This window comes from Streptomyces sp. NPDC016677, assembly GCF_055562815.1.
The window spans coordinates 102660-128056 of the sequence record NZ_JBVHEO010000011.1; the positions used below are offsets into that span (position 1 = coordinate 102660).

The window sequence follows — 25397 nt, forward strand, 5'->3', positions numbered from 1 at the left end:
ACGGGCAGGGGATCAGGCGCGTACGAGATGTGCGTCGAGGGGCGCGAGCAGGCCGAGCAGTGCCTGCCGCTCCTCGTCGGAGCACGGTGTGAAGGGCGCCGCGGCGTGCGGCGGGCACAGTCCTCGGGCGGCCAGGACGGCCTTCACCGCGGGCACCCCGGGGCGCACGGTGTGCAGGGCCAGCACCTCGTCGATCACGTGTTGCGCGTGCCGCGCGTCGCCGTCCCGTCCCTCGCGGTGGGCCCGGAACAGTTCGACGGCCGCCCGGGGCGCCAGATTGGCCACCCCCGGCACCACACCGTCGGCCCCGAGCCGCAGCGCGTCCAGCGCCTGGCGCTCCGCTCCCTGGCTGACCCCGAAGTCCGCGCGCCGGCGGGCCGCCGCCAGGGCGTGGCCGAACAGTTCGGGATCGCCCGAGCTGTCCTTGATGCCCACCAGGTGTGCGAGCTGCGTCAGTTCGTCGAGCAGGGCGGGGGTGAGCGGGTTGCCGTACCGGGGCGCGTGGTAGGCGACGACGGGGGTACCGAGGCCGGCCAGGGCGGTGTAGTGCGCGACGATCTCCTCGGGACGGTGGTGGTAGTAGGCCGGCGGGCCGAGCACCAGCGCGTCCGGCCCGGCGCACCGGACGGCCTCCGCCCGCTCCAGTGCTTCGGCGGTGCCGGGCGCCGTGACATTGACCAGCACCGGTCCCGAGCCGGTCAGTTCGCGCCAGCGCCGGGCCACTCCGGCGGCGAACTCGCCCAGCAGCGCCGTGGGCAGCAGCGCTCCCTCGCCGTTGCTGCCGAAGAGCATGAGGCCGCGGGCGCCCGCCGCCGCCAGCGCGTCGAGCAGGGCGTGGGCGGCCGGGACCGACGGCCGTCCCGGCCGGCGCATCGGTGTGACCAGCGGGACGATCACTCCGGACAGCAGCGCGCGGCCGTCGGTTCCGCCGCCCCCGGCCGGTCCGCGCCCGCTGGTTCTCGCGTCCTGACCGCTCATCAGTACCCCCTGACCTCGGGCCAGGCCAGTTCCACCCCGGCGCGCGTGAGTTCGTCCTGGAAGGTGCTCAGCCGCTCGCCGTCCTCGTACACCTGCGCGATGTCCAGCCGGTTGTCGAGGCAGTGCGCCACCAGCGATCCGGCCGCCTCGCCGATGTTCCACTCGACGGGGTGCATCCGGTAGCAGCCGTTGGTGATGTGGGTGGTGCCGATGTTCTTGCACACCGGCAGCAGGTTGCGCACCCGTACGGGGAGCAGGGCGCCCAGCGGTATCTGGAAGGGGCTGCTGGGCACGTCGATGTAGGTGTCGCCGCCGGTGGACGGGTGCAGGTCGATCCGGTACATCCCGATGCCGACGGAGTCCGGGCAGCGCACCGCGCCGTGCCCGCCCCGCGCGGTGAGGGACACGTCCTGCTCGACGATCCGGCGCCGGGCGACGATGCGGCGTGACTCACGGATGTACGGCGCCTTGGCCAGCCCGTCGGCCGTGCCCAGCACATCGCCGCGCAGCCGCAGGCCGGGCCAGCCGGTGCCGCCGTCGGGACGTGGAGCCTCGGTCTGCAGCCAGTAGAGCATGCTCATGCTCAGCTCGCGGGCTCCTGCCCGATGCCGCTCCCGCTCCTCGTCGTCCACCCCGATCAGCGGTCCGGGCAGATAGTCGATCATGGGCCAGTTGACGACGGTCACATCGCTCAGGGCGAATCCCGGCCGGTACAGCTTCCGGGAGACCACCCGGCGGAACTCCCATAGTTCCTTGTCCCCCGGGTCCCTGCTCTGGTCGGCGACGACGGGCCCCGAATCGGCGTTCGGGGTGAAGGTGCGCGGTACGGTCCGCAGCGTCCGCGGATCGGGCGCGCTCAGGCTCAGCAGCCGGCCCGGCCACTGCGGGGGGTGGTAGGCGGCCCAGCCGTCGTAACGGGCCGGCCGGTCGACGGTGTGGTCCTCGCCGGCCCGGTGCTCGACGGCGAACACCCAGGAGAACGCCTGCATGTTGGCGGGCTGGGCCTCCTCGGGGGCGCTCGGCTCCCCGGTGTCCCGCCGCGACTCGAAGCCGGTCACGTGCTCGGTGCCGGTCAGGGGCAGCAGGTCGCCGAGTTCCGTCGCGTCCAGGACGTACGCCGCCGACACCTCGACGCGGGTGCCGTCGGGGCCCTCGACGAGCACGGACCGTACCCGGTCACCGTCGGTGGCGGCGGCGACCGGCCGGTGCCGGTACAGGATCCGCAGCCGGCCGGCGGCCACGTACGGCGCGACCATCGCCTCCAGGACCGCGGCGCCCACCCTCGGTTCATGGCACAGCGCGCTCACCCGTCCCTCGCCCGGGTTGAGGTACCGGCTCCGCCTGGCCTCGTCGGTGAGCGGGTACCAGGCGCGGTAGTAGGCGCGGATCGCCTCGCGCAGCGCGCGGTAGGCGCGGGTGGCGCCGAACTGCTCGATCCAGGCGTGCTCGTCGGGCGGCACCCCCTGGCTGGTGAGCTGGCCGCCGATCCAGTCGGTCTCCTCGGTGAGCAGGACGGACCGTCCCCGGTCGAGGGCGGCCAGCGCCGCGGCGACCCCGCCGAGGCCCCCTCCCACGACGAGGATGTCCGGGTCCGGTGACGTCGGCGCGCTCATGTGCCGCTGCCCTTCCGCGTGGTGGCGGCGCCCAGATCGAAGGGCCGGGTGCCGCCCCGGACGTCCACCGGCACGGGCGGACCGCCGCCCGGCGGGGTGACGAGCAGCCGGCCGGTGCCCTCGGCGGTCCCGGTGACGCGGTCGCCGGTCCGCAGGTAGCCGCGTACGACGACGCCCGGCTCCATGTCCAGCAGGACCCGTCCGTCGAGGTGGACGGTGAGCCGGCCGGCCGCCCGGACGTCGAGGCGGCCCTCGCCGAGCGGCAGGCTGCGCAGTTCGGCCGGCTCGCCGGGGTGGGCGAACCGCCAGCCGTCGCAGCGCGCGTCGGCCAGTTCGCCGAAGGCGAGGTAGGCCAGCAGCCCGCCCCAGGCCATCAGTCCGTCCGAACGCTTGTGCAGGCCCGTCAGGTTCTCGCCTTCGACGGCCGGATAGTTCTCCCTGACGTGGCGGTACTTCCGCCACTCGTCGAGGAAGAGCCGCAGCAGGGCCGCCACCACCGGGCGGCTCAGCTCGGTCAGCTCGTAGCGGCGCAGTCCCCGGACGGCGAGATACGCCATCGGCGCCCAGATCCGGCCGCGCCAGTACGTCGCCGCGAAGCCGGGATCGTCGCGGGCCACACTGGGCAGTGGCCGTGTGCCGCCCAGCGCTTCGGGTCGCAGCAGAGCGGTGGCCATGGCCGCCGCGCGGCCGGCGTCCGGCAACCCGCCGAGCAGCGCGTACAGCATCGTCGGCGAGACGTGCGGATCGTGGGTGCCCGCCGCCGTGAGGTTGCGGTAGCCGCCGCGCTCGTCGTCCCACAGCAGCCGGTCGGCGACCGTCCGGGCGGCGGCGGCCTCGGCGTGCAGCCGGTCGGCCGTCGCGTGTTCGCCCAGGACGCCGGCGATCCTGGCCAGGGCCTCGGCGTCGGCGATGTGCAGCGCGTTCAGGCCGACATCGGCGAGGTCCATGGTGCGGGTCACCGGGTCGTACCGGGCGTCGTCGTACATCGGCGAATCGTCCAGGCCCGACTCCCGCTTGGCCCGGTCCAGGGTCGCCGACGCCGGGTCGCCCGCGACCGGGTCGGACCCCCAGGCGAGCAGGCCGTGCGGCCCGCGGCGAGCCCGGGGCCACCAGTCGTGCCAGGCCAGCAGTGCCGGGAAGACGGCGGCGAGCAGCGCCGGGTCGCGGGTCTCGGACGACAGGCCGCCCGCCAGGTACGCCTGGTACACCGTCAGCGCGCCGACCGGCGGCTGCGAACGGTCGTCGGTGCGGCCCCTGTCGTCCGAGACCCGGTTCGGGACCATGCCGGACCCGTCCGCGTACGGCAGGATCTGCTCGAAGATGCCGCGCGCGTAGTCCCGGTCGACGGCCGAGGCGGCCAGACCGGTGAAGAAGGTGTCCCAGGCGTGCAGGGCCCAGGTGCCGTAGAAACCCTTGCGCTCGGCGCAGACGAAGTCCCGCGAGGTCGGCGTGATGACGCGGCCGAGGTCGGGGGCGTGGACGGTGTTCCAGGTGACGGCCCGGGTCAGGGCGTCGGCGGCGTCGCCGAGCCAGCCGCCGGAGCGCAGCCGGGTCCGCTCGGCCGCCGCGCGGTGGGCCGCGAGCACGGCGCCGGTGCGGGCCACCGAGCCCGGAGCACCCGTCGGCGCGATCCGCGTCTCCAGGACGGTGGGACCACCGCCGGCCGGGCCGAACGCCAGCACCGGCGCCCCCGCCGGGCCCTCGACGCGCCGGGCGGGCGAGGAGGCGGTGACCTCCCAGCGGATGCCGCCCGCGCGTACGGTGCCTGCCGGGAAGGCGCCGGCCGGGGCGGCGCCCGCCGTGCCGGGACCGTCCGCCGGCTCGTCGGCGCCTTCCAGGCCGTCGACGGACAGCACGACGCACCCTGTGCTCTCGGCACGGACGTGCAGCTCGTCACCGGGGCCCCCCGCGAAGACCAGCCGCAGCCGGTGTCCGGCCGCGCGCACGCTCACCTCGGCGTAGGAGCCGTCCACGGTGTGCGGGCCGAGCCGGTCCAGTCCGTCGCGCCAGGTGAACCCGTCCAGCACCGGACCCGCGGGACCCAGTACGCCGAACCGCACCCGCGGTCCGGACGGCAGCCGGCTCATCCCGGTGTGCGTACGGACGTCCCAGGTGTTCCAGCCGGCCGGCGCGGGAACCCCGGCGGCCCGTCCTCGGCTCGTCACGGCCCCCGTCTCCTCGTCCACCCCGCCCCTCGTCCCTTCGTCCGTCCCGTCCCTCGTGCCGGGCTCGTTCATACGACCGCCTCCCCGCCGGCGGTGCCGCCGTCCGGCACCGGGTCATCCAGGTCCAGGGCCGCGTCCAGCAGGTCCCGGGTGTACGCGTGACGCGGCCTGGTCAGCACCTCGCCGGCCGGGCCCTCCTCCACGATCACGCCCCGGCGCATCACCGCGACCCGGTCGGCGATCTGGTGCACCACCCCCAGGTCGTGCGAGATGAACAGCAGGGCGAGCCGGTGTCTGCCGCGCAGATCGGCCAGCAGCCGCAGGATCTGGGCCTGGACCGACACGTCGAGCGCCGACACCGCCTCGTCGCACACCAGCAGCCGGGGCCGGGCCGCCAGCGCCCTGGCGATGCTGACCCGCTGGCACTGGCCGCCCGACAGCTCGCCCGCGCGCCGCGACGCCACCTCGGGGCCGAGCCCCATGCCGGCGAGGAGGCGGTGCAGTGCCTCGGTGCGGTCGCCCTCGGGTGCGGTGACCGGGTGGGTGCTCCAGACCTCGGCGATGACCGAGGCGACCGTCATGCGCGGGTTGAGCGACGACCTCGGGTCCTGGAACACCATCTGCACGGCACGCTGCAGTTCGGGCGGCCGGCGCCCCACGCGGCCGACCGGCCGGCCCTCGAAGGCGATCGTCCCGGTGCCGGGCCGCAGCAGCCCGGCCACGCACCGGGCCACGGTCGTCTTGCCGGAGCCCGACTCCCCGACCAGACCGAGCGTCTCCTCCGGCGCCACCGACAGGCTCACCCCGTCCACCGCTGTCCGGCCGCGTCTTCCCCGCCCCCCGTACCGGACGCGCAGGTCGCGCACCTCGACGAGGGGGCGCTCAGCGGGCGGCGCGGACGCGCCGGGACGCTCGGGCTCACTCGCGCTCACAGCCCCAGGACCTCCTCGGCGAAGTGACAGGCGCTCCAGCGGCCCGGCGCCGTCTCCCGTACCGCCGGTGCCTCACCGCGGCACCGGTCCCGTGCCAGCGGACAGCGGGGATGGAACGCGCAGCCGGCCGGCCGGTTCGCCGGTGTCGCCGGGGCCCCCGGCAGCGGATCGGCCAGAGCGCTGCGGGTCCGGACGGCCGGCACGCCGCGCACCAGGGCGGCGGTGTACGGATGCGCGGGCCGCCGCAGTACGTCGCGGGCGGGCCCGCGCTCGCAGCTCCGTCCCGCGTACATCACGACGACCTGTTCGGCGACGTGCGACACGACCCGCAGGTCATGGCTGATCAGCAGCATCGCCAGGCCGTCCGCCGCCTGGATGCCGGCCAGCAGCGACAGGATCCGGGACTGCACGGTGACGTCGAGTGCCGTCGTCGGCTCGTCGGCCAGCAGCAGCGCGGGGTTCCCGGCCAGTGCCATGGCGATCATGGCGCGTTGGCGCAGTCCCCCGGAGAGTTCGTGCGGGTAGGCGCGCATCCGCCGCCTCGGCTCCGGCACACCGGCCCGGTCGAGGAGTTCGGCGACCCGGCGGTCCACCTCGGCACGCGGCAGCCGGTCGCGGCGCGGCACCTCGCCGACCTGACGACCGATCCGCTGGGTCGGGTTGAGCGCGGCGAGGGGGTCCTGGAAGATCATCGCGATCTCCCGGCCGCGCACCGCGCGCAGCCGTGCCGGACCGGCCGTGAGCAGGTCCTCGCCGTGCCACAGGAGCCGGCCCGCCAGGGTGGCGCCCTCGGGGGCCAGGCCCAGGACCGCCCGGGCGGTCATCGTCTTTCCGCTGCCCGACTCGCCGATCAGCCCCACCGTGGTGGCCCGCGGCACGTCGAAGGACACGCCGTCCACCACGCGCACCTTCGGGCCGCGCGGGCCCGGCAGTTCCACCACCAGGCCGTCGATCCTCAGGACGGGCCCGCCGGCCGCGGGCGCCGCCTGTCCGGCCCCGCGGCCGCGCGCGGATCGGGCGGGGGTCACGCGTCACCGGTCCGTACGGTGGCGAAGTCCGGCAGGCCGCTGGCGTCGGGGACGAACCCCTTCAGGCCGCTGTTCCAGGCGTAGGCGATGCTCACCGCCATCGGGTACATCCCGACCGCGTCGCGCCAGATGATCCGGCTCGCCCGGCCGTAGAGGTCGGTGCGCTTCTCCTGGTCGGCCGTCGCTCCCGCCGCCGCCAGCAGAGTGTCCAGCTGCTTGTTGCAGTAGCCGTTCCGGTCGGCCGCGCAGGTGTAGAGCCGGCCGAGGTTGCTGGCCGCGTCGTAGCTGGGGGTGGCCAGTTGCTGGAAGTTGATGTCCCACCTGAGCGCGAGCAGGTCCTCCGTGAAGACGGCCTGCTCCTTCTCCAGCGGTTCCACCAGTACGCCGATCCTCCGCAGGTCGGAGACGACGGCCTGGATGAAGGGCCGGAACTCGGCGTTGGCGAACTGCAGCCGCAGCTTCTTCGAGAAGTCGAAGCCGGCGGCGGTGAGGGCGGCCTTGGCGGCCGCCGGGTCGTGGGACACCGGCGGCTGGGGCACATGGCCGAGAACGACGCTCGTCACCGGGGCGTCGGCCGCCTTGCCGGTCTCGGGATAGAGCTCGCCGATGATGGTCTTGAAGTCGACCGCCTGCCAGATCGCCCGGCGCACGGCCGCGTCGTCGAGGGCGGGGACCGAGGAGTTGAACCACATGGTGAACTCGGCGCTGCTCGGCACGGTCCGCACCGTCAGGGACTCCTGCCCTTTCAGCGAGGCGAGCTGGTCGTCCGGGATGCCCCACACGACGTCCACCTCGCCCGTGCGCAGTGCGGTCATGCGGGCCGCCAGCTCGGGAATGTTCCGTACGGTGACCCGGCGGAGCGCCGGCTTGCCGCCCCGGTACCTCCCGTTGGGCACCAGGACCAGGGACCCGCTCGGGGTGAACTCGTCGACGGTGAACGGGCCCGCGCCGACGGGGTCGTTGAAGAAGGCGGTGTCGTCCTCGCCGACTCCCGACGGGATGACGTAGAAGGTGCCCAGCTTGCCGGGGACGGACGCGTCGGGCACCGGGCTGCGCAGGACCACTTCGGTGGGTGAGGTCTTGGTCATGGTGGCGCCGGGGAAGTTGCCCGCGTTGGGGCCGTTCAGGCTGACCATCCGCTGGAAGGACGCGACCACGTCGTCGGCGTCGAGCGCGGAGCCGTCGGAGAACGTGACGCCGGTGCGCAGTGTGAACGTCCAGGTGGTGACGTTCTCACTGGGTTTCCAGGAGGTGGCGAGGTCGCCCCTGAGGGTGCCGTCCGGGTCGGGTTTCACCAGCCTGGTGAAGATCTGCTGGGCGGCCAGCTGCGTCCCCGTGGAGGCGCCTTGCGCACCGTGCGGGTCCAGACTCTCGATCGGGTAGGTGCCCGCCACCGTCACGTCGCCCGCGGCGGAGCCGCCCTCGTCGTCGCCGCCGGTCGTCGTCGAGCAGGCGGCGAGGAGCGCCGCGCCCGCCGTGGCGGTGGCGGCGAGCCGGATCAGCCGGCTCCGCCGCCCGTGCTCCCATGTGCTGGTCATGTTGGTGCTCCTGTCGATCGGGGGCGATCGGGAGACGATCAAGATCAGTCGGAGTCAGCCGGAGCGGCCGCGCCCATAGCGGGCGGTGAGCTGGTCACCGAGGATGCCCACGCTGACGATGAGGAGGGACAGGGCGATACCCGGCAGGGTGGAGATCCACCAGTGCGTCTCCAGGTACTCCTTGCCGTTCGCGATGGTCTGCCCCCACGACACGCTCGACGGGGGCAGCCCGATGCCGAGGAAGCTGAGCCCCGCCTCCGCGAGCACCACCAGCGCGAACTCGAGCGTGGCGAGGGCGACCACCGGTCCCACCGTGAACGGGACGACGTGCCGGGCGAGGATGATCCGGCCCGGCACCCCCAGCACCCGCGCGGCGTCGACCCAGGGCCGTTCCCTGAGGGAGAGCGCGACACCGCGCGTGACGCGGGCGAAGGTGATCCAGCCGGTCGCCGAGAGCGCGACGACGACCAGCAGGGCACTGCGTTCGAAGGCCCCCGCGATCACGATCGCCAGCAGGATCGCGGGAAAGGCCAGCAGGATGTCGAAGACCCGGGCGAGTACGGCGTCGACGGCGCCGCGGAAGTAGCCGGCGACGGCGCCGAGGAGGACCCCGACGAGACAGGAGAGCCCGACCGTGCAGACGCCGATGAGCACCGCGGTCCTGGCGCCGTGGACGATCTGGGCCAGCAGGTCGCGGCCGAGGCCGTCCGTGCCGAGCCAGGCCGTCCCGCCGGTGGCCTTCCCGGCTCCGGGAGGCAGCAGCCGGTCCTCCAGCGACGTGCGCACCGGGTCGTAGTCGATCAGCAGCGGTCCGACGACGGCGGTCAGCAGGTAGCAGCCCACGATCAGGGCGGGGACCCGGGACAGGAGGGTGCGCCGTGCTCGCGTCGGAGCCGTCGTCAGCTTGTCGGCGACGGTGATGTCGGCCATCACGGGGCTCCCGTCCGGATGCGTGGGTCCAGCTGGGCGATGAGCAGGTCGGCCATCAGGTTGAGTACGACGACGATGCCGGCGATCAGCAGGGTGGCGCCCTGCACGACCGTGTAGTCGCGGTTGGCCACCGCGCCCACCACGAGCGAGCCGAGGCCGGGCCACGCGAACACGTTCTCGACGATCACGGCGCCGCCGACCAGCGCTCCGACCTGGACGCCCACCACGGTCACCACCGGGATCAGGGAGTTGCGCAGGGCGTGGCCGATGAGTACCTGCCGCTCGGTCAGGCCCTTGGCGCGCGCGGTCATGACGTAGCCCCCGCGCATCGTCTCCGTGAGGCTCGTCCGGGTCAGTCGGGCGATGATCGCGATGAACGGGAAGGAGAGGGTGACGGCCGGCAGCACCAGATGCTGGGGGGTACCGGTCCCGGAACTGGGCAGCAGGCCCAGGCTCAGGGCGAAGACCAGCACCAGCATGATGCCGGTCCAGAACGTGGGGAACGACTGGAGGGCGATCGTACAGGCCGAGACCATCCGGTCCAGCGGCCCGCCCGGCCGGCCGCCCGCCAGCACGCCGAGCGTGAGTCCCACGGTCACCGCGATCACCGTCGCCGTCACTGTGAGGTCGACGGTGGCGGGCAGCCGGTCGAGGACCGCGCCCATGGCGGGCCCGCCGAGCCAGTGCGACTCGCCGAAGTCGAGCCGGCAGACGTCACCGAGGTAGCCGAGGTACTGCGCGGCGAGCGGCCGGTCGAGGCCGAGCGAGGCGCGCAGGCTCGCGATCTGGCTCCGGTCGGCGTCCGGGCCGAGCAGTACCGTCGCGGGGTCACCGGGAGCGGCCCGGACGACGAGGAAGATCAGCGAGGCGGCGCCCCACATCACGAAGACCCCGATGAGCAGCCGGTGCGCGATCATGCGGATCACGGCCCGGGCCTCCCGTCGGGTGCCGGACCGATGGAGTCACCCGGTACGAAGGCGCAGGGCACCGTCAGCCGGCGCGGCTCGGGGGTGTCCTGGTCGAGCAGTTCGACGAGGACGCGTACGGCTTCCCCCGCCATCCGGGCACGCGGGAGCGAGAACCGCGTCCAGTCGCGCTCCTGGGGTGTCCACAGCGGTGGGTCGCCCAGCAGGGCCAGTGAGCAGTCCTGCGGGAAGCGGACCCGTCGTGCCGCGGTCATCACCGCCAGCGCCTCGGTGAGCCGGTCGTCCTCGGTCGGTTCGACCAGCACGGCGGTGACGCCGAGCCCGTCGGTCCATCCCTCCAGCCGCTCGGCCGTCAGGTCCGCCGGGTCGGCGAGGCACCGGATCAGCGCCTCGTCCCCGGCGATGCCGGCCTCGGCCAGTCCGCGCCGGTACCCCGCCTCCCGGTCCCTGGTGGGCTCGCCGTCCTCAAGGGCCCGCAGATACAGGATGCGCCGGTGGCCCAGGCGCGCCAGCTCCGCGACGAGTGCGGCGGTCGCCGAGACGTAGTCGGCCGCCACGTAGGAGAGTTCACCGCCGTCCACCTCGCGGCGTCCGACGAAGACGACGGGGAAGTCCTCGCGGACCAGTGCGGACAGCTCCTCGCGGCGGACGTTCCGGCCGAGCAGCACGCAGCCGTCCGCGATCTTCAGCCGGTTGGTCCCGCCGGCGTAGATCGACCGTTCGGCCCGTGCCGCACCGGAACAGAACAGCAGCAGGTCGTACCCCTGCCGTGCCGTCTCCTCCTCCACGCCCAGCAGGAACGGGTAGTAGAAGTCCCGCTGGTCGGTGGGGAACACCGACTCGAAGGTGTAGAGGCCGAGCAGCCGGTTGCGGCCGCGCTTGAGACTGCGCGCGGCGACGTTGGCCGCGTAGCCCAGTTCCTCGGCCGCGGCCAGGACGGCCCGGCGGGTCGGTTCGGCGATCTGCGCACCCGTCGCACCCCCGCTGATCACCAGTGACACGGTCGCCTGGGAGACCCCGGCACGTCGGGCGATGTCCCGCTGGGTGGAGCGTCGAGGCCGTTCGGGAGGAACCATGAACACTCCCGGCTGATGGCTAATACGTATTAGCGGATGCCGCAAGACGCTACTCGGCCCCGGAAAAAGCCGTCAAGGGTCGTGAACGGGCCTTGTACCGCCTCTTGGTGACTGATCACCAATAACCCGGGCATGACAGGATTCGCCATCCGCGTGCGCGGGCGAGCCATGGCACCGGGTGACGGTGTCCAGGACCATCGGGAGTACGGCCGTGCGAAGGAGGACTCGATGAACGTCCACATCCGTCCGCAGACCACCGGGAGCACCCTGGCGTCCCGCTTCGACCGGGACGGTTACGTCGTTCTGCCGGACGCCCTGACGCCGGACGAGGTGGCGGAGCTGCGCGCGGAGACCGTGCGGATCTGCCGCGGTGAGCGGGGCGCCGTCGAGGGGGCGCCGGCGGCGGTCAGGGGGGAGAGCGACGACGACACCGTACGGAAGTTCCTGTGCGTGCACTATCCGCACAAGCTGTCCGCGCTCATGCTCGACGCCATGCGCCATCCAGCCGTCGTGGGACCGCTGACCGAACTGATCGGTCCCGACGTCAAGTCGATGCAGTCGATGCTGTTCGTCAAGTCCGAGGGCAGGCCTGGCCAGGCGTGGCACCAGGACGAGATGTTCATCCCCACCCGGGACCGGTCGCTGACCGCCGCCTGGCTCGCCCTCGACGACGCGACCGTCGAGAACGGCTGCCTGTGGGTCCTGCCTGGTTCGCACCGGCCCGGCGTCATCTACCCCAACCGACAGCACGAAGACGCCCGTTACGACTGCACCGTCGAGTCCTACGGCTTCCCGTACGACGAGGCCGACGCGCGGCCCGTCGAGATCGCCGCGGGATCGGTGCTGCTCTTCAACGGCTATCTGTTGCACAAGTCGCTGCCCAACACCGGCCGGCACGGCTTCCGGCGCGCCCTGGTCAACCACTACATGAGCGCCTCGTCCCTCCTCCCGTGGGCGCCGCCCGACGGCGGAGTCCCCGTGGCGCAGGCCGACTTCAGGGACATCGTGCTGGTCGCGGGCCGGGACCCGTACGCCTACAAGGGCCTCACCGACGTCCGTACCCCCCGGGTGCGGCGCGACCGGTCCGGTGGTTGCGACAGGTGAGGCCGTGACAGACCGCGCCGGCCCCGTCCTGCCGCACGCGCCCGTGCTGCTGGCCCGGCTCGGTCCCGCGGTCGCCGACTACCCGCCCGGGTCGGTCTTCGGCCCCAGGGACGCGCGTTCGCACGAGTTCGTGTGGCTGCTGCACGGCAGCGCCCGCTGGGTCTGCGGTGACCGGACGGTGCCCCTGACGCCCAGCGTGCTGCTGCTCGTACGTCCCGGCATGCGCGACACCTTCCACTGGGACGCCCAGCGGCCCACCCGGCACGCCTACACACACTTCAGGCTCTCCCCCGCGGTACGCGACGACACCGGCTGGCCTGTCGTCCGGGACCTGACGGGGCGGGGCAACCCGCTGGTCTCCCTCTGCCAGTACCTGCTGACCCTCGGAGCGACCCGCCCGCCGGGCTGGGAGCGGCACGCCGAGGAGACGCTGCGGCTGCTGCTCTTCACGTTCGTGCACGGCACCGGTCCCGACGCGGGCGAGCAGCGGCTCCCCGAGCCGCTGCTCGCCATGATGGCGGCGGTCCGCGCCCACTGGTCGGACGGGGTGACCCGGCCGCTGGGCCTGCAGTGGCTGGCGCGGGCGGCCGGAGTCTCGCCGAGCACCCTGAACCGCCTCTGCCGGCGGCGGCTCGGCGTCAGCCCGGTGGCGGGGATCGAACGGCTCCGCCTCGCGAGGGCCGAGCCGCTGCTCTGGCTGAGCAACCTCTCGCTCGGGGCCGTGGCCGCCCAGTGCGGCTTCGCGGACGCGTACCACTTCTCGCGTCGCTTCCGCGCCGTCTACGGGATGTCTCCGAGCGCGTTCCGCGCCATTCCGCCCGAGTCGGCGCCCCCGCCCCCGATCGGCCACGGCGCGCTGTCCGCGCTCGGGCCTTCGGTGCCTCCCCCGCTCCCGGGCCGGTGACCGGGAGCAGGCACCTGACGGCGAGCGCGGTGACAGGTGGACCAGTACTGCCCTCCCCGACGGGCGGGGTCAGGCCTCGTGCGCCGTGGCCGCCGGGGCCGGCCGGGGGGCGGTGGGCTCGGCGGTGCGCCGGGGGCGGCGGCCCGTGGGGCCGGCGGGGCAGACGCCGAGGAGGCGGCTTCGAGCCGCCACCCCCTCGGCACAGCGAAAGCGAGGCCGCCCGAGTTGCCAGGTCAGGCGTTCATGAACTGTCCCGGCTTCAGCGCCCGGCCGCTGATCCGCACGTCGCCGATGGTGCCGTGGAACACCTGGCTGACGGCGTCGGCCCACTGGTAACCGCCCAGCAGGAACGGCAGGTCGAGGGCGGTCAGGCCGACGGCCCTGGAGGTGGGGTTGCGGCCCTCCTCGCAGCCGTTGACGTAGAGCTTGCTGATCCGGCCGTCGTTGACGACGGCGACGTGCCACCACTCCTCCTTCTGGAGCAGGTGGCTCCAGGCGGTCGTGGCGCCGTCCTGGTTGAGCGGGTAGGCGTTCCACTGCAGTTCGATGGAGCTGGACAGGCCGAGGCTGAGGACGGGCTCCTCCGCGGTGGCGGTCGGCCCGTTCTTGCCGGCCGCGGCCGCGGTGCCCGCGCGGCTGAGCATCGCCGACCAGCCGTTGCGGCCGCCGTCCCAGTCGGCGGGGACCTTGAAGAACACCTCGAAGGTGTAACCGCGTGCGAAGGTCTCGCGGTTGAGGGGGGCGCTGTCGACCGTGCGCAGATAGCTGCCGCTGACCGGGTTGCCCTGCCCGGCGAAGACCAGGCCGGCGTGGGCCGGCTGGTCGGGGTGGTGGTCGTCGGTGCGGACGAGGGCGTGCGCGGGGGTGCCGGGCACGGTACGCAGTTCCAGGTCGTTGCCGTTGCCGCTCCGGTCCTTGAACACCGTGCCGGCGGCGACGTCGGTGCCGGCGGCGCCCTCGTCGAACCGCCAGTAGGCGAGTGTGCCGGGCAGCAGCATCCGGCGGGCGGGGCGGGCCTCGCGGGGCGGTACCGGCGCGAAGCCGGAGAACCGCTCGTCGAAGTCGATCTCCATGGAGAACCGGTCGACGGCGGAGGTGAGTTCCAGCTCCTGGGCGGCGAGCGCGTTCAGCTCCCCGTCCGCCGCCAGTTCGCGGATCCACGGGGAGAAGGTCGCGATGTCGATCCGGCCGCGGTCGAGGTCGAACCGGTACGAGCGGACCATGCCGGCGCCGCCGTAGTACCGGTCCTGGTAGTTGGTGATGTGCAGGTGCACGTCGTGACCGGCGTCGTTCTTCATGACGGTGCTGCCGGGCGGCCAGTAGTGCCCGTTGAGGGTGAGGAAGATCTGGTCGTTGCCCTTGATGAGCTTGTCCCACAGCTGCTGTCCGTAGCCGGACAGGCCGGCCGTGCCGTCGTCGTAGGAGCCGACGATCTCGTGGGTGGTGACGATCACCGGGAGCGTGGGGTTGTCGGCGATGACCGAGTTGGCCCAGGCGAAGCCGGACTCCGACAGCCGCCAGTCCAGGGCGAGCAGCATCCAGTCCCGGCCGCCGGCCCGGAAGACGTGCGCGGTGTTGTAGCCGTCGGGGCTGGAGGCGTGGTGGCTGGGCCGCTTCTTGGCCCGGGCGACGCTGAAGGTGTCCAGGTACGGGGTGTCACCGCGCTGGTCGTCGTCGCTGACGTCGTGGTTGCCGGCCAGCACACCGTAGGAGGCGCCCGCGCGGTCCAGCAGGCCGAAGACCTCGGTCGCCGCGGCGTACTCCTCGGCGAGCCCGTTGTTGGTCACGTCGCCCAGGTGGGCCAGGAAGACGATGTTCTCGTCGTTGCCGCCCGCGCGGCCCTCGGGGTCCAGGACCCAGCGGAAGGACGCCTCCACCGGGGCCGGGTGGATGCGGTCCTGGTCGAACATGTACTGGGTGTCGGGCATCACGACGACGGTGAACCGGGGGCTGTCCGGGTCCGGACTCCACTTGCCCCGCGGCCCCCGGGACGTCGTGGTCCGGCCGTAGGGGTCGTCGTCCGCGCCCCGGCCGCCGTGGCCGGCGCCGGCCGCGTGCGCGGGGGCCGCCGCCAGCAGCCCGGCCGCGCCCGCGCCCGCGCCGAGCGCGCCCGCCCGCTGGAGGAAGGTGCGGCGGCTCGACGCGGCGACGCCGTCACCGTCGGGGTCCGCGGTGACGGGGCACGCGCAGTCGGATGGGTGCGCGTCGACAGGTCTGTGCATGATCACTCCCGTACTCGTCGTTCGAACGGGCGCACGCTAACGACGGCTCGGGAACGGCAGACCCGCGCACCGGAGTCCGGATACCGAACGCTGCCCCAACAGCACACAGCGATCGCCCCATTGTGCCGTTAGGTAAGCCTTGCTTTACTCAAACCCAGTCAAGTGCCGTTCCTGGGAGGAACCTCCATGCGGGTCGTCATGTTCGGCTACCAGACCTGGGGACACCGGACGCTGCAGGCCCTCCTGGACTCCGACCACGACGTGGTCACGGTCGTGACCCACCCCAGGAGCGAGCACGCCTACGAGAAGATCTGGAGCGACTCGGTCGCCGACCTGGCCGCCGCCCACGGCGTCCCCGTCGTCATCCGCGACCGGCCCGACGACGAGGAACTGGCCGGCCTCCTGGAGAAGGCGGAGCCGGACATCATCGTGGCCAACAACTGGCGCACCTGGATCCCCCCGCGCGTCTACTCCCTGCCCCGCCACGGCACCCTCAACGTCCACGACTCGCTGCTGCCGAAGTACGCCGGCTTCTCGCCCCTCATCTGGGCGCTCCTCAACGGCGAGCCGGAGGTCGGGGTCACCGCCCACATGATGAACGAGGAACTCGACGCGGGCGACATCGTCGTCCAGCGCGCCGTCCCCGTCGGGCCGGCGGACACGGCGACCGACCTGTTCCACAAGACCGTCGGCCTCATCGCCCCGGTCACCATCGGCGCGCTGGAGCGCATCGCCGCCGGGGACACCGAGTTCACCCCGCAGGACCGCTCCCAGGCGTCCTTCTTCCACAAGCGCGCCGAGGACGACATCCGGATCGACTGGAACTGGCCGGCGGAGGACCTCCACCGCCTGATCCGCGCCCAGTCCGCCCCGTATCCCGCGGCGTTCACCTTCCACAAGGGCAGGCGCCTGGAGATCCTCGCCGCCTTCGTGTCCCGGGGCCGCTACGGCGGCACCCCCGGCCGCGTCTTCTACCGGGAGGGCGACGGTGTCGTGATCGTCGCCGGAGCCGACGCCCGCAGGGGGCGCAACCACGGCCTCGCCCTCACCCGCGTACGGACCGAGGAGGGCCGCGAGTGCCCCGCGGCCGAGTACTTCACCACGATGGGCGGCTACCTCACCAGCCGGCCCTGACCGGCCTGACACACACACGCCGCGGCGTCCGTACGGCGTCCCGGTCGTCGAGCCGGAGCCGGGCCCCGGCGGGCGACGGTGCTCACGGCCGTCCGGCCGGTGAGGAGCGGAGGGCTTCCCCCTCCGCCGTCCTCGGGGCCGGCACCGGCAGCCGGGCGGCCAGCGCGGGGGCCGTGCGGCCCAGGGGCGTGGCCATGACGCCGGCGACGGTGGTGTGCCCGGCGATGTAGGCGTCGAGGCGGTGCCACGCCCAGGGCAGGCGGGTCAGGGCGGTGTGGGCGAGGCCGGGGGCCCGGGAGAACAGGCGCGTCAGCGCGCCGCCGGCGCTCATCTCGACGCCGAGGGTCTCGTCGATCCGGCGGCCGTAGTCGCGGGTGGCCGCGGCCGCCTGCTCGGCACCGGTGGCGGCGGCGAGGCGGACGGCGGCCCATGAAGTGGCCGATCAGGGCCGCCGGTTCGACGCCGTGGGCCCGCCACATCGCGGCCAGTCCCGACTGCACGGCGAAGACGACCGGCTGCACCCGGTCGAACCCGGTGACCACCTCGGGCCGGTCCAGGATCTCGCGCAGGGAGAAACCGGACTCCGCGGCCACGAGCGGTTCGAGCATGTCGACGACCCGGGTGAAGTCGGGGTCGTGGCCGAGGAGACCGCGGCACATGCCCGCCCACTGCGAGCCGTGCCCGGAGAAGACCCACACCACGCCCTTCCCGGCCTCCGGCACGGCCCGCCCGGTCGCCGTGCCCACGGCGGGCAGGGACCCCCGGGCCAGTTCCTCCAGCCGCGCCACGAGTTCCGCCCGGTCGGCGGCGACGACGGCGGCGCGCTCCCGGGCGGGCGAGCGGCGCACCGCCAGGGTGTGCGCGACATCGCCCAACGGCACCCGCGCCCCCGCACCGCGCAGCCACCGGGCCAGCCGTCCGGCCGCGGCCCGCAGCGCGCCGGGCGTGCCGGCGGAGAGCGGGAACACCCGGGAGGCCGCGCCGGAAAGAGCCGTACCGCTCACACCGCCCGGTGCCGGACGACGGGCCGTGCGCCGAGCGGCGGGGACCGTCGGCGGCGCTTCCACCACCACATGGGCGTTGGTCCCGCTGATGCCGGACGAGGAGACCGCCGCCAGCCGCGCTCCCGTCCGGACCGGCCACCGCACGGCGTCGGTCGGCACGAACAGCCGGGTCCCACAGGGGTCGATCTGCGGGTTCCAGTCGGTGAAGTGCAGACTGGCCGGCACCGTGCCGTGCCGCAGTGACGCGATGGTCTTCAGCAGGCCGGCCACGCCCGAGACGGGCTCGGTGTGCCCGATGTCGGTCTTCACCGAACCCAGTGCGCACCGGTCCCGGCCCTTGCCGTAGACGGCGGCCACCGCGGCGAACTCGATCGGGTCGCTCACGGCCGTGCCCGGCCCGTGCGCCTCCACCATGCCGACGTCCCCGGCCCCGGCCCCGGCCCGCTCCAGCGCCAGCCGGTACAGATCGATCTGCGCGGGCTCCGAGGGCGCGCTCAGCCGCGTGCCCCGCCCGTTCTGGTTGACCGCCGTGCTCCGCAGCACCGCCAGCACCCGGTCCCCGGCCCGCCGCGCGTCCGACAGGCGCTTGAGTACGACGACACCGGCGCCCTCGCCCCGGACGTACCCGTCGGCCGCCGCGTCGAAGGCGTGGCAGCGGCCGGTCGGGGAGAACACCCCCCTCCACAGCGCGGGCGCGACGACCCTCTCGGGTCCCAGGGTGAGCATCGCGGCCCCGGCGAGGGCGATGTCCGACTCGCCGGTCCGCAGGCTCTGGCAGGCGGTGTGCACGGCGACCAGCCCGGACGCGCAGGCGGCCTCGACGACGACCTGGGGCCCGCGAAGGTCCAGCATGAACCCCACCCGGCCGGGTCCGATGCTGTCGAAGCCGGTGTACATCGCGTAGGCGTCGACCTCCTCCAACGGCCGCTGCACCCGCAGCATGCAGTCCTTCTGATACATCCCGAAGAACATGCCCGTCGGCGTACCGGCCAGCCGCCGGGCCGGGATTCCGGCGTGCTCGATCCCTTCCCAGGCCACCTCCGACAGCAGCCGGTGCTCCGGGTCCACCCAGGGTCCTTCCTGCGCGTTGATGCCGAAGAACTCCGGCTCGTAGGCGCAGACGTCGTCGTCCAGGAAACAGCCGTGGCGCAGCCGGTCCGCGACCGGGGCGGGCAACCCGGCCAGCTCCGCCCGCTCCCACCGCTCCGCCGGCACCTCGCGCACCGTCTCCCGGCGTGCCAACAGCAACCGCCACAGCGAGGCGAGGGAGCGGACCTCACCGGGGAACCGGCAGGCGGCCCCGACGACCGCGACCGGCTCGTCCCCGCCGGCCCCCGGCTCCTCGACCCGGGCTCTTGCGTGCATGGGCAGTCCGTCCTTCGCCATGAGGGAACCGGGAGACGGCCGGTCCGGCACACCCTCCGCCGCGCCCGCAGACCGATCGGACGAGGTACCTCCATAGCGGCACGGGACCTGGCACGGCCCAAGGGCGTTCAGCGGACGGACGGAAGTGCGCCGGAGGAAGATCCGTGGGCCGACGCAACGAGTTCAGCCGGTCGAGTGGGCTGTTGAAGGACATTCATTCCGGTCCGGCGGTCACGGCGACAGCCGTACGCCGCACCGGTTCACCGAACCCCTCGGACCGGCCCGTGACCGGTGTCCGGACACGGCCGTCGGCGTTCACGCGTCCGACCAGCGACGAGCCCGGCCGGCAGCGGTCTGCCCGGAGCAGGATCGCAGGGTGCCACGGGGCCGGTCGCGCGAACGGAGCGTCTCACAGGAGACCGCGCGCAAGGGGCGGGCCCGGTTCGTCGCGGCCCGGCCGGGGGCCTGGTGGACCGGCCGCGCTCGGGAGCGCCGTCACCGAGCGCGGCCGGTCCATGACAGCGAGTCGGCCAATTTCCTCAGCCCGTTGCCCCCGTCCGGAACGGACCACGGGGGCGGAATTCCGCCCCGGGAACCCCGTCGCTTCAGGTTCGGTCCGCTGCGTGCCGCCCGGCGGCACGTCCCCACCGGCCGGCGTGACGCCCCACGCCCCGCCCTCCGCCGGCCCCGCGCGCGCCGCGCCCCGGCCCCCTCCGGCCGGCGAGTCCGGCCGCCGTCCCCCGGCCGACCAGCGGATGTCGCCGCCGTGGCGGCGACGGCATCCGATCGGGGCGCCGCGTCCCGGTGCCCACTGGGCGGGGCCGCCCGGCCCGCGGCCTGCCTCCATCGGCCGCGCAGCACGGTACGACCCGCTGATTCCATAGCTGGCCATCACACAACATCGAGGTTAACGCAACACCCATTGCCGTCGTATTTCTGGCCGCCGGACCGGATGGCCTAGAAGTGATCGTGACCTTGTCGAGTGGCGGACGCCCTGCCTAGCATCGGCGCCAGCCCGGGACATTCACGTCGTTTCCCGGGTTCCCGCATGGTCTTCGGAGGCATTACCGTGAACATTCTGGGCATCACGAACAACGACCTCGCCGGTGCATGTCTCGTCCGGGACGGAGAAATAGTCGCGGCGGTGAGCGAGGAACGCTTCACCCGCGTGAAGGACCACAAGACCTGGCCGGCCCGTTCCATCGAGTACGTCTTACGGGAGGCCGGCGTCACCCTGGAGGAAATCGACCGCGTGGCGTACGGCTGGTGTGCGGGATTCGACGCGGACAAGCACCTCCTCCTGTACGTCGACCGCGTCGCCGAGGAGGCCCGGGAGCGGCCCGAGGGCCTCGTCCACCTGCGCAAGCGGGTGTCCGACGAGATACGCAACGACAAGGCGAAGCGCGCCGAGTTCGACGAGTTCGTCGAGCGGAACGGGCTGCGCGGCAAGGCGGTCCTCGTGGACCACCACGAGTCCCACGGCCTCGGCGCCTTCCTCTGCTCGCCCTTCGACGAGGCGCTGGTGCTGACCTGTGACGGGCGCGGCGACTTCCAGTCCCTCACGGTGACGCACTGCTCCCCCCAGGGCGAGGAGGTCCTCCAGCGGGAGACCTCCGTCGACAGCCTCGGCTATTTCTACGGCCGTGTGACCAAACTCCTGGGATTCAAACCGAACCGCCACGAAGGAAAGATCACCGGACTGGCCGCGAACGGCGACCCGGAAAAGCTTCTCCCCCTGATGCGGAAGATGATAGACATCACCCCGGACGGGGCCATCAGGGCGCGGACCGGTAATTACTACCAGCCCTCCTACGAAGGTTATTCCGAGGAGCTTCTGGAGGAAATAGCCAAGCACGACCCGGCCGACGTCGCCGCCGCCGCGCAGGCGCACGTGGAAAACCTGCTGACCGCGGTGGTGGCCCACCACATCGGAAAGGTGCCGAGCGGGAACGTCTGCCTGGCGGGTGGTGTCTTCGCGAACGTCAAGCTGAACCAGCGCATATTCGAGACCCCCGGTGTCCGCAACATCTACGTCCTGCCGCCGATGGGCGACGGAGGACTCCCGCTGCAGGCGGCGTCGGTGGTCTCCTACCGCGAGAGCGGGCAGCGGCACAGGGTCCCGTCCATGGCGCTGGGCCCGGACGCCGCCATTTCCGAAGGACAGCTGGAGGAAATCCTCCAGGACTATCCCGGACTCCGGTTCCGCCGGGTCGACGACGGTCTCCAGGAGCTGCTGGTGCGGGCGCTGGAGAAGGAGAAGGTCATCGGCGTGCACCGCGGCCGCATGGAGTTCGGCCCCCGGGCACTGGGCCGGCGCAGCGTCATCTACCGCACCGACGACCCCTCCATGAACGACTGGCTGAACAAGCGCCTCAACCGCACCGAGTTCATGCCGTTCGCCCCCATCACCGCGGAGGAACTGGCCGCGGACTGCTACCGGGGCTGGGCGCCCGACCAGCCCTCCGCCCTCTTCATGACCATCACCTACGACTGCCACGAAAATTTCGCCAAGGCGTGCCCGGCCGTGGTGCACGTCGACAACACCGCCCGTCCGCAGATCGTGCGCCGCGGTGACGATCCCTTCCTGCACGGCCTGCTGCTGGCCTGGTACGAACGCAGCGGGCAGGCGGCGCTCGTCAACACCTCGTTCAACAAGCACGAAGAACCTATCGTGGGATCGCACCGCGACGCCCTGGACCCGCTGTCGGACGAGGTCGTCGACCTGCTGCTCATCGACGACGTGTACCTGGTGTGGAAGGACGGCGCGAACGGACTCATGGACGAGCTGACGTTCTGACGACCCGACGTCGACCGGACGCCGTGAGCGGCCGGGTGAGGAGAACAATGCGACCGGCAGCCGGCGGACCGTACGAGGTCGATGCCGTCGTCTTCGACATGGACGGGGTCCTCATCGACTCCAGACCCGTGATCGAGAACGCCTGGCGTGATGTCGCGCGGCGGCACGGCAGGACGGTGACGCACGCCGACATCGAACGGTACGTGCACGGACGGACCGGGTCCGAGACCGTCGCGCTGCTGTTCCCCGACCACTCCGACAGCGACCGGTCGGCAATCTGGGCGGAGGTCGACAAGGTGGAGGAGGAGGCCCTCTACCCGGCCGTGCCCGGCGCCGTCGCACTGGCGACCGGGCTGGCCGGCCGGGGCGTCCCGCTGGCACTGGCCACCAGCAGTTGGGCGCGCAAGATCGAGCACGCCCTCGGCGGGCTGGGCCTGCTCGACGTGTTCTCCCTCCAGGTCACCCGCGACGACGTCGCACGCGGGAAACCTCACCCGGACCCCTATCTGGCGGCCTGCCGGCTGTTGGGGGTCCGGGCGCACCGCGCCCTCGTCTTCGAGGACTCGGTCAGCGGGGTGCGCTCGGCCGTGGCGGCGGGCTCCGTCTGCGTCGGTATCGGCGGGGCCGAGCTGTCCGCGGCGGGCGCCGTGGCCGTGGCCCCCGACTTCACCGGCCTCGGGACCGCGAGTGCCCCCGGCGGGGAGGGACTGGTGCTCACCGGGCTCGACGCCCCGATCGTCATCGCCGCGGCCGGGGAGCGCGCCCATGGCTGAACCCGCCGCCGGGTCCCCGGCCGCGTCGGCCGCGGTTCCCGCGTCCCCCGCCGGTGCGGCAGCGCCCGAACCGCACCTGGCGAGGGCCGCGGTCGTCTCCGCGTTCTGCCTGTTCTTCGTCCTCGGCGCGCTCACCGCGTCGCTGGGGGCGTCGCTGCCGTACCTGAAGGACGAGTTCGGCTCCGGGCACGCGGTCGGACGCATCGTCTCCTTCTACAACCTCGGGGCGCTCGCGGCGACCGCCCTGATCGGACTGCTCGGCCGCAGGGCACGGCCCCGGCCGACGATCACCCTCCTTCTGGCGGTGTTCGCCGCCGCGACCACCGGCATGGCGCTCAGCCCCGACTGGGCCACCTACCTGTGCGCGGCCACCGTCGCCGGGGTCGGCTACGGCGGGATGGTACTCACCCTCAACACCGCCTTCGCCAAGGGCTTCGGCGGCAACAGCGTCGTCATGGTCAACCGCCTCAACGCCGTGTTCGGTATCGGTGCCATCCTCGGCCCCCTGGCCACCGGCCCCGTCGGCCGGACGGACATCCGCCTGCTGGCCCTGGCAGCCTGTCTGCTGGCCCTTCCCTGCGTCCTGGTGCGACGCCTGGGTGCGGTACTGGAGCAGCCGGCCCCCGCGCGGGCGGACAGCGCCCGGTTCCGGTCCGGCCGGCCGAGCGCGGTCCTGGTCCTCTTCCTGGTGACCGGTCTGCTCTACGCGGGTCTGGAGACCAGCATCGGCGCCTGGCAGTCCACCCAGTTGCAGAGAAGCGGCTGGAGCCTGGCCGCGGCGACCATGGCGGCGTCCGGCTTCTGGGCGGGCATGGCGCTGGGCCGCCTGGTGGTCCCCCACCTCACCGCACGCCTGCCGGCCGGCACCGCGATCCCGCTCTACCTCGTCAGCGCGCTGGGGGCGCTGCTGCTGGCCGCCGTGCCCCACTTCGCCGTAGCCGCCTACCCCCTGGCCGGACTCTGCCTCGCCCCGGTGCTGCCCACCGTCATCACCTGGGTCTCGGGCGTAGCCGACGTCCCCCAGCGCGCGACCTCCGTGCTCACCCTGTGCTGCATGTTCGGCAACGCCACCGTCCCGGCGGTGGTGGAGGGCCTCACGGACAGCGGGCCGGCCGCGGCGATCCCCCTCGTCCTCGCGGGGTTCTGCGCTCTGTGTCTGGTCTTCGCCCTGCTCGCCCGCCGGGCACAGCGCACGGGCCGGCCCTGACGGCGAGCCGCGCCGGCGGACGCTCTTTCGCCGGACGGCGAAGCGAGCGCGCGCCCATGCCGCCGCCCAGCGACCGCGTGGCCTTCCCGCGTCCACGCCGCCGCCGTTCCGGTAACCTCCGCGTCGCCGTCATGGGTCCGCGGGACGAGCCAGGCATCTCCCCCCTGCGTCACGGGTCCGGAGCCCCCTGCCGCTCGCCGGAGGCAGCCCCGCCTCCGCGCTCGCGGCGGGACGAATCATGGGCCGCCTCGGAGTACGCGGGCCGATGCTCCTCGGCCCGGTACTCGTGCCGGCTGTCCTCGCCGCCGGGCCGCCGCTGTTCGCCCGCCACAGCGCGCTGGTCTTCCCGCTCGTCCTGCTCGGCGCCGGCCGCGGTCTGCCGGTACCCACCACGCCAGCGGCCGACCTCACGCGTGCCCTGGCCGGCACGGCGTCAGCGGTGAGATGTCCGCATGGTGCTCCCCTCGCGTCCCGACACCCGGCAGAACGTCCGCCGGCACCCCCTTCGGCCACGTCGCCGGCCACTGGGCCGAAGGCCCACAGACGCGGTCCCCGATTCCGTCCCGCGCACGCGGCGAGGCTCGTACCGCCGGCGCGGTGTGCGCCCGCGACGGCGACCCCTTCGCGTCCGACCGCGACGGCGGCCGGGTCCTGGGCAACCGACTGCTGCGGCACTGCCGCAACGAGTTCACCTCCTGTCCCGGCTGCCGCCCGGGCTCCGCGCCGGTCCAGGGAGCCGCGCACCTCGTCCGGGACGGCGGTCGCCGCCCGGTGCACGAGGTCTCGGTCCCCCGGTCATGGCGGGGGCGCAGCCGGTGGGGAAGCCGGTGGCGTGCACCCGCCGGAGCCCGGGCCGCCGTTGACGTCGGCGCCCAGCCCGTTCACCCCGCAGGTCCGCGGCGCGTTCCGCGGACGAGCAGTGGGTGTCCGGCCAGGGCCCCGTCGGCTACGTGGGCGCCCCGCCCACGAGCCACCGCGCTTCCGGCCGGCACACGGGGCGCGCGCGAGAAGCCGAGGCGGTGGTGGCCGAATCCGAGAGAAGCGTGGCGGCCACTGACCGGCACGAGGACCCCGCGGGCAGCGACTGCTCTGGTCCCGCCCATGGACGACACCCCCTGCGCGGGACGGCCCGGTGTCCTTGAGCCCGCCTCCAGTTCTCCGGAGGCGTGGACGCGGCGCAGGGCGTGGAAACGTACTCCCCGGGACGGCTCCCACCCGCGCACACCTTCCGGCGCCGCCCCCGTCCCCGCCCTCGTCCCGGCCGGGGCCGGGTCGTCCCGGGGCAGCGTCACCGGCGCGCGCTGCTCCACGTGCTGCCGGATGGCCCGGGCCACGCCGGACGGCAGCGGCACGTCCGGACCTCGCGCCCTCGGGAAGCGCGCAGGCCTCGACGACGGTGATGATCAGTGGATCGCCATCCTCCGCTTCTCGCGTGCGTCGACAGCGTGCGGACACCGGCAGCACCGGCCGGCACGGGCAGCTCGCCGGAGCCCGGGCTTCCGTACTCGGAAGTATGGGGCGTCGTTCAGTTAGTCAATGCGGCCCACACGGAGCCGATTGTGAACGCCGGATGTGGCGCTGGTTACAGGCACTCTCCGTGTGCGAGATGTGACGCGTCGCACATTCAGGGGGTGAACGCGCGGTCTGGCCAGGGGCTTTATTCAGCGTGTAACGAGAGTGCGCACATTCGATCGTTAGCAG

At 73.4% G+C, this 25397-nt stretch carries 17 protein-coding genes; 6 read left to right on the top strand and 11 right to left on the bottom strand.

Translation table 11 applies throughout. From position 1 onward, the window contains the following. Positions 1-12: 12 nt before the first annotated feature. The 9 genes from ACZ3IG_RS26100 to ACZ3IG_RS26140 all read right to left on the bottom strand — a co-directional run bounded on the left by ACZ3IG_RS26100 (position 13) and on the right by ACZ3IG_RS26140 (position 11186). Positions 13-978 carry a dihydrodipicolinate synthase family protein gene (locus ACZ3IG_RS26100; RefSeq protein ID WP_467435060.1) on the bottom strand — a complete coding sequence of 322 codons (966 nt, stop codon included), beginning with the start codon at positions 976-978 and terminating at the stop codon, positions 13-15. After that, the gene (locus ACZ3IG_RS26105; protein ID WP_467435061.1) at positions 978-2591 is read right to left on the bottom strand and encodes an FAD-dependent oxidoreductase; all 1614 of its coding nucleotides are present in this window, start codon (positions 2589-2591) and stop codon (positions 978-980) included. The genes ACZ3IG_RS26100 and ACZ3IG_RS26105 overlap by 1 nt, the downstream gene beginning before the upstream one ends. Continuing rightward, positions 2588-4756, bottom strand: coding sequence for an MGH1-like glycoside hydrolase domain-containing protein (locus ACZ3IG_RS26110; RefSeq protein WP_467435063.1), 2169 nt, complete (start codon positions 4754-4756; stop codon positions 2588-2590). Before ACZ3IG_RS26110 ends, ACZ3IG_RS26105 begins: the two co-directional genes overlap by 4 nt. 68 nt (positions 4757-4824) lie before the next feature. Further along, positions 4825-5688 (bottom strand): ABC transporter ATP-binding protein, encoded by an 864-nt coding sequence (locus tag ACZ3IG_RS26115; protein ID WP_467435064.1) that lies wholly within the window; start codon positions 5686-5688, stop codon positions 4825-4827. After that, a complete protein-coding gene (locus tag ACZ3IG_RS26120; RefSeq protein WP_467435066.1) occupies positions 5685-6716 on the bottom strand; it encodes an ABC transporter ATP-binding protein in 1032 nt (343 codons plus the stop codon). The genes ACZ3IG_RS26115 and ACZ3IG_RS26120 overlap by 4 nt, the downstream gene beginning before the upstream one ends. Then, positions 6713-8254 carry an ABC transporter substrate-binding protein gene (locus tag ACZ3IG_RS26125; RefSeq protein ID WP_467435067.1) on the bottom strand — a complete coding sequence of 514 codons (1542 nt, stop codon included), beginning with the start codon at positions 8252-8254 and terminating at the stop codon, positions 6713-6715. Before ACZ3IG_RS26125 ends, ACZ3IG_RS26120 begins: the two co-directional genes overlap by 4 nt. A 54-nt stretch (positions 8255-8308) precedes the next feature. Beyond that, a complete protein-coding gene (locus ACZ3IG_RS26130) occupies positions 8309-9184 on the bottom strand; it encodes an ABC transporter permease (protein WP_467435068.1) in 876 nt (291 codons plus the stop codon). Continuing rightward, positions 9184-10101, bottom strand: a complete 918-nt coding sequence (locus ACZ3IG_RS26135; protein WP_467435180.1) for an ABC transporter permease — start codon at positions 10099-10101, stop codon at positions 9184-9186. The genes ACZ3IG_RS26130 and ACZ3IG_RS26135 overlap by 1 nt, the downstream gene beginning before the upstream one ends. Positions 10102-10106: 5 nt before the next feature. Then, complete coding sequence (locus tag ACZ3IG_RS26140; protein WP_467435070.1) at positions 10107-11186, bottom strand: LacI family DNA-binding transcriptional regulator; 1080 nt, start codon at positions 11184-11186, stop codon at positions 10107-10109. A 228-nt stretch (positions 11187-11414) separates the two neighbouring features. On the opposite strand from ACZ3IG_RS26140, the gene ACZ3IG_RS26145 reads away from it, so the two are divergent. Both ACZ3IG_RS26145 and ACZ3IG_RS26150 read left to right on the top strand, forming a co-directional pair. Continuing rightward, complete coding sequence (locus tag ACZ3IG_RS26145; RefSeq protein WP_467435071.1) at positions 11415-12290, top strand: phytanoyl-CoA dioxygenase family protein; 876 nt, start codon at positions 11415-11417, stop codon at positions 12288-12290. Between the two features lie 4 nt (positions 12291-12294). Continuing rightward, the gene (locus tag ACZ3IG_RS26150) at positions 12295-13194 is read left to right on the top strand and encodes a helix-turn-helix transcriptional regulator (RefSeq protein WP_467435072.1); all 900 of its coding nucleotides are present in this window, start codon (positions 12295-12297) and stop codon (positions 13192-13194) included. 233 nt (positions 13195-13427) lie between these two features. Here the strand turns inward: ACZ3IG_RS26150 and ACZ3IG_RS26155 are convergent, their stop codons facing one another. After that, on the bottom strand, positions 13428-15416 hold the full coding sequence (locus ACZ3IG_RS26155) for a LamG-like jellyroll fold domain-containing protein (protein WP_467435073.1): 1989 nt from the start codon (positions 15414-15416) through the stop codon (positions 13428-13430). Between the two features lie 186 nt (positions 15417-15602). Between ACZ3IG_RS26155 and ACZ3IG_RS26160 the strand changes: the two genes are divergently transcribed. After that, a complete protein-coding gene (locus ACZ3IG_RS26160) occupies positions 15603-16550 on the top strand; it encodes a methionyl-tRNA formyltransferase (RefSeq protein ID WP_467435074.1) in 948 nt (315 codons plus the stop codon). On the opposite strand, the gene ACZ3IG_RS26165 is transcribed toward ACZ3IG_RS26160, so the two are convergent. Further along, positions 16529-18919: a beta-ketoacyl synthase N-terminal-like domain-containing protein gene (locus ACZ3IG_RS26165; protein WP_467435075.1), complete on the bottom strand. Its 2391-nt coding sequence runs from the start codon at positions 18917-18919 to the stop codon at positions 16529-16531. The genes ACZ3IG_RS26160 and ACZ3IG_RS26165 overlap by 22 nt on opposite strands. 1069 nt (positions 18920-19988) lie before the next feature. Here ACZ3IG_RS26165 and ACZ3IG_RS26170 point away from each other — a divergent pair. From ACZ3IG_RS26170 to ACZ3IG_RS26180, 3 genes are read left to right on the top strand one after another with little or no spacing between them, the layout of a single operon-like run. After that, entirely contained in the window at positions 19989-21716 is a 1728-nt protein-coding gene (locus ACZ3IG_RS26170) for a carbamoyltransferase family protein (protein ID WP_467435077.1), read from the top strand. A gap of 47 nt (positions 21717-21763) precedes the next feature. Continuing rightward, positions 21764-22489: an HAD family hydrolase gene (locus ACZ3IG_RS26175; RefSeq protein ID WP_467435078.1), complete on the top strand. Its 726-nt coding sequence runs from the start codon at positions 21764-21766 to the stop codon at positions 22487-22489. Then, complete coding sequence (locus ACZ3IG_RS26180; protein WP_467435079.1) at positions 22482-23696, top strand: MFS transporter; 1215 nt, start codon at positions 22482-22484, stop codon at positions 23694-23696. Before ACZ3IG_RS26175 ends, ACZ3IG_RS26180 begins: the two co-directional genes overlap by 8 nt. Positions 23697-25397: the final 1701 nt, after the last annotated feature.

Bases quoted from the DNA above. Each gene is read 5' to 3' on its own strand.
- ACZ3IG_RS26100 (WP_467435060.1), bottom strand. From the start codon at position 978: ATGAGCGGTCAGGACGCGAGAACCAGCGGGCGCGGACCGGCCGGGGGC.
- ACZ3IG_RS26105 (WP_467435061.1), bottom strand. From the start codon at position 2,591: ATGAGCGCGCCGACGTCACCGGACCCGGACATCCTCGTCGTGGGAGGG.
- ACZ3IG_RS26125 (WP_467435067.1), bottom strand. From the start codon at position 8,254: ATGACCAGCACATGGGAGCACGGGCGGCGGAGCCGGCTGATCCGGCTC.
- ACZ3IG_RS26130 (WP_467435068.1), bottom strand. From the start codon at position 9,184: ATGGCCGACATCACCGTCGCCGACAAGCTGACGACGGCTCCGACGCGA.
- ACZ3IG_RS26135 (WP_467435180.1), bottom strand. From the start codon at position 10,101: ATGATCGCGCACCGGCTGCTCATCGGGGTCTTCGTGATGTGGGGCGCC.
- ACZ3IG_RS26140 (WP_467435070.1), bottom strand. From the start codon at position 11,186: ATGGTTCCTCCCGAACGGCCTCGACGCTCCACCCAGCGGGACATCGCC.
- ACZ3IG_RS26145 (WP_467435071.1), top strand. From the start codon at position 11,415: ATGAACGTCCACATCCGTCCGCAGACCACCGGGAGCACCCTGGCGTCC.
- ACZ3IG_RS26155 (WP_467435073.1), bottom strand. From the start codon at position 15,416: ATGCACAGACCTGTCGACGCGCACCCATCCGACTGCGCGTGCCCCGTC.
- ACZ3IG_RS26160 (WP_467435074.1), top strand. From the start codon at position 15,603: ATGCGGGTCGTCATGTTCGGCTACCAGACCTGGGGACACCGGACGCTG.
- ACZ3IG_RS26165 (WP_467435075.1), bottom strand. From the start codon at position 18,919: ATGCACGCAAGAGCCCGGGTCGAGGAGCCGGGGGCCGGCGGGGACGAG.
- ACZ3IG_RS26175 (WP_467435078.1), top strand. From the start codon at position 21,764: ATGCGACCGGCAGCCGGCGGACCGTACGAGGTCGATGCCGTCGTCTTC.
- ACZ3IG_RS26180 (WP_467435079.1), top strand. From the start codon at position 22,482: ATGGCTGAACCCGCCGCCGGGTCCCCGGCCGCGTCGGCCGCGGTTCCC.